At 53.7% G+C, this 3,258-nt stretch carries 6 protein-coding genes and 1 tRNA gene; all 7 read left to right on the forward strand.

Annotated features, from left to right (window positions below):
• A partial coding sequence (locus M5G11_RS27040) for a hypothetical protein (protein ID WP_273925440.1) occupies positions 1-309 on the forward strand: 309 nt, incomplete at its 5' end.
• A 71-nt stretch (positions 310-380) separates the two neighbouring features.
• Positions 381-959 carry a hypothetical protein gene (locus M5G11_RS27045; RefSeq protein ID WP_273910534.1) on the forward strand — a complete coding sequence of 193 codons (579 nt, stop codon included), beginning with the start codon at positions 381-383 and terminating at the stop codon, positions 957-959.
• A gap of 9 nt (positions 960-968) precedes the next feature.
• Complete coding sequence (locus M5G11_RS27050; RefSeq protein ID WP_043211003.1) at positions 969-1,175, forward strand: helix-turn-helix domain-containing protein; 207 nt, start codon at positions 969-971, stop codon at positions 1,173-1,175.
• 18 nt (positions 1,176-1,193) lie between these two features.
• Complete coding sequence (locus M5G11_RS27055) at positions 1,194-1,574, forward strand: hypothetical protein (protein WP_273910527.1); 381 nt, start codon at positions 1,194-1,196, stop codon at positions 1,572-1,574.
• A gap of 42 nt (positions 1,575-1,616) precedes the next feature.
• Positions 1,617-1,856, forward strand: a complete 240-nt coding sequence (locus M5G11_RS27060) for a hypothetical protein (protein ID WP_273910525.1) — start codon at positions 1,617-1,619, stop codon at positions 1,854-1,856.
• A 97-nt stretch (positions 1,857-1,953) separates the two neighbouring features.
• Positions 1,954-2,029, forward strand: a tRNA-Thr gene (locus M5G11_RS27065).
• A gap of 797 nt (positions 2,030-2,826) precedes the next feature.
• Positions 2,827-3,255: an SIR2 family protein gene (locus tag M5G11_RS27070; RefSeq protein ID WP_273910524.1), complete on the forward strand. Its 429-nt coding sequence runs from the start codon at positions 2,827-2,829 to the stop codon at positions 3,253-3,255.
• The last annotated feature ends 3 nt before the right edge of the window (positions 3,256-3,258 follow it).

Consider the following 3,258-nt stretch of genomic DNA (forward strand, 5'->3'; position numbering starts at 1 on the left):
GAGGTCGATATGGAGCGCAACGGCGGGATCACCGATGACGACGTTGCCGATGGCTCTATCAAGACGTGCTGCAGCCTGCCAGGCTACATCTGCTCATCGCATCATCAGTCGAGAACTATCGCCTCCAAAGAGGCGTTAGTCGAGATACAAGCCGCTGCCGTCAGGCTGCGCTCGCCTGCAACGCAGGCGCCGCCTTTGGGAGCCCTGCGGGACTCCAGCGCAGCCTGTCGGCAGCGGCTACAAAAGCTGTGCAAGACATTCATCCTGCCAACGCCCCGAGACACAATGTCGCACATTACCTATTCATGAGAATTAATTATTGTAATGCGATAATTTAAGCTCAATAATGCCTCCCGCTCAAATCGACAAGGAGGCAAACCATGAACAGCAAGACAGTGGCTTACGCAAGATCACGACTACGGGTGATCGGTGCATTCGCTGCAGTACTCGCCTGGGGCACGGGGGTGGTCGAGTTCGGGGGTGGCGCGTTGCTGTGGCTCTTCGACTTCGCCGAAGTAAAAACCGCCTACCTGCAAAGCTTCGCCGACCAGATGCCCTTGCTGGCAACACCCGGCTACCAGCCATCACTCCTGGCCTTGAGCCTGGTGATAGCGCTGGACTTCATCCCCATGACCCTTTCGGCGTTGGCGCTGGCCTTGACCGGGTTGTTTTTCCTGCGCTTGTCCAAGGGCCAGACCTGGACCGTGCAGAACATCAAGTTGCTGTGGTGGGTGGGGTTGTTGTGCATTGGCACGCCGCTGCTTTGGCCGCTGATCTGGACCTTGCAGGGCCTGGGTTTGGCCATCGACCTGCCACCAGGGGAAAGGAGCTTCAGTTTCTCGATCGGTGTATCATCGCAGGCTGTCTACGAGATCATGAAAGGCATCTTGCTGTGCGCCTTCTCCCTCCTCATGCGTGACGCCAAAACCATCAGTGATGAACACAACTGCTATGTCTAGCTTTCGCCCATGCCAATAATCATCCGACTTGACGTTGTCATGGCCAGGAACAAGATCCGTTCCAAGGACCTGGCCGAGATTATTGGGATTACCGAAGCTAATTTGTCGTTGCTGAAGAACGGCAAGATCAAGGGGTTCAAGATTGAGACCCTGGAGAAGTTGTGTCGCGCATTGAACTGCCAGCCGGGCGATCTGCTGGAGTTCAGTGAGGAATGAACAAGGAATTGGCAACACGTGGGCAAATCACCTCTTTGGCGCATTGCGCTGTTATTGGCCGTCGCCCTGCTTAGCGGCTGCGGCCCCAGCTACACCTACCGTTACTCTCCACCGCCCAGCGCCCATGGCCTGAACTGCATAGCTTCATGCTCGCAGCAGCGTAGCCATTGCGGGCAGTTGGTGCGCATGCAGGAGAGCAGTGACCGGGCCTTGTACCAGGCCAACCTCAACGCCTACCAGTTCTGCCAGGCCGGCAAGAGCAAGAAAGAGGCGCGGCGCAGCTGTTATTACCCCAGCTACCCCTACGGTGGTGGTTCGAGCTTCAGTTGTGAGCGTGACTACGACCAGTGTTACCAGGGCTGTGGCGGGACGATTCAGCGGATTCTCAACAAGGACTGACTGTAGTCGGCGGCCTTGAACAACTTTTTTGACGGGATGGAAATGACTGTGGACAACTCGATTGCCCTGGTACTGCTTGCGTTGCTTTTGACGGGTTGCCAGAACACGGGCTACAAATCCCCGCCGTTGGGCTGGGAGCAGCCGAACATGCAGATTTTGGGCGACCAGGGCTGGCGTAGCCAGGTGCATTGCGGCAAGCGTGGCTGCCACCAGGAAAAGCCGCTGCTGTTCGACCCGAGCAAGGCGGAACCTGGGGTCAACAGCATGCATCGCGGGTGGTAGCCGACAGGGCTACAGGCCTTGTGGGGCGGGCTTTTGCAACGAAGTGAAAGGAAGTGGTTTACAGAACCAAACCGATGGCTATAATAGCGGCCCTACTGCCGGTATAGCTCAGATGGTAGAGCAACTGACTTGTAATCAGTAGGTCCCGGGTTCGATTCCTGGTGCCGGCACCATAGATTCAAACGAGAAAGGCTCACCGAAAGGTGGGCCTTTTTTGTTTCTCGGTTTTTTGGTTTTGCTGTCCTCATCGTGGGATGAGGCCACGACCATGAAATCTCGAATGCAGGCTGCGCCTCCCACACCCCACCACCAACCTGTGGGAGCGGGCCTTGCCCCGCGATCGAGCGCGAAGCGCTTGCAATACAGACACCCGAATTTTGATGGCTGCACTGACCAGATCACGGGGGCAAGTTCGCTTCCATACTGGTTGTGTGGCGATTTTGATGGCGGACGCCAGACCGCGTAGACATCATCTTGATCCTCGCCGCGCAACTGCCAGAATCGGGTCGAATTTCTGACCCGACTTGAGCACTTCAAAGACTATGTGCAAAAGCTTACGCATTGTGGCACAGAGGATTTGCTTATTTGGTTTCTCGGAAATCGCATGAGCCAACGCACTGACACGACGGGGTATTACGACGTGCTGACAGTCCGGCTGCCCGCTAGACGTCTAGAAACGTCATGAGTTTTCGACCTCTGAGTGGGGCCCGATTCTAATAATCACAACCGACATCAATCGGCCAAAAGCTGAGATCCGAATCACTGAGCTGGATGCGCCAGATTCTGCTTGCTAGGGCTCCGTAATCGTTATCAAAGAAATGAAAATCGTCGATCTTGATCAAAGCCACTAGCCACCAGAGATGGCTAGTGGCTATTCTGACATTGCTCATTGGGGGAGACTGAGATCCTTGACGAATCCCGTCACGTGACCGCCCCTCGCTCAGCAGGCAAAAAACACCAGGGAGCGCATATGAGCGATTATGATAAATATAAAGACGATGTGACGGATGATATTAAAACATGTATTGAAGCAATGGGCTGCCAGCCCATACTTTTCGTAGGGTCAGGCCTAACTAAAAGGTACCTTAACGGCCCTAACTGGGAGGAGTTACTGCACTCGCTTAGTGAAATGTGTCCCGAGATCGATAAAAAATTTGCTTACTATTTGCAGCGCTATCCTAATCTTGTCGACATTGGAACCGTATTCTCCGAAAAATTCAATGACTGGGCTTGGAGTGGCGGCGAAGATGAGTTTCCCGTTGAATTATTTGGCTCAGGCAATGAGTCCGATATTTACTTCAAACATGCAGTATGTGAGATTTTTAAGAAATTATTAAGTGAAGCAATTATCACGGATAAAGACGAAATCGAACTGCTAAAAAAATGGCTATTCGGATAATCG

Origin of the sequence: Pseudomonas fontis, from assembly GCF_028656955.1 — a bacterium.
Taxonomy (GTDB): Bacteria; Pseudomonadota; Gammaproteobacteria; order Pseudomonadales; family Pseudomonadaceae; genus Aquipseudomonas; species Aquipseudomonas fontis.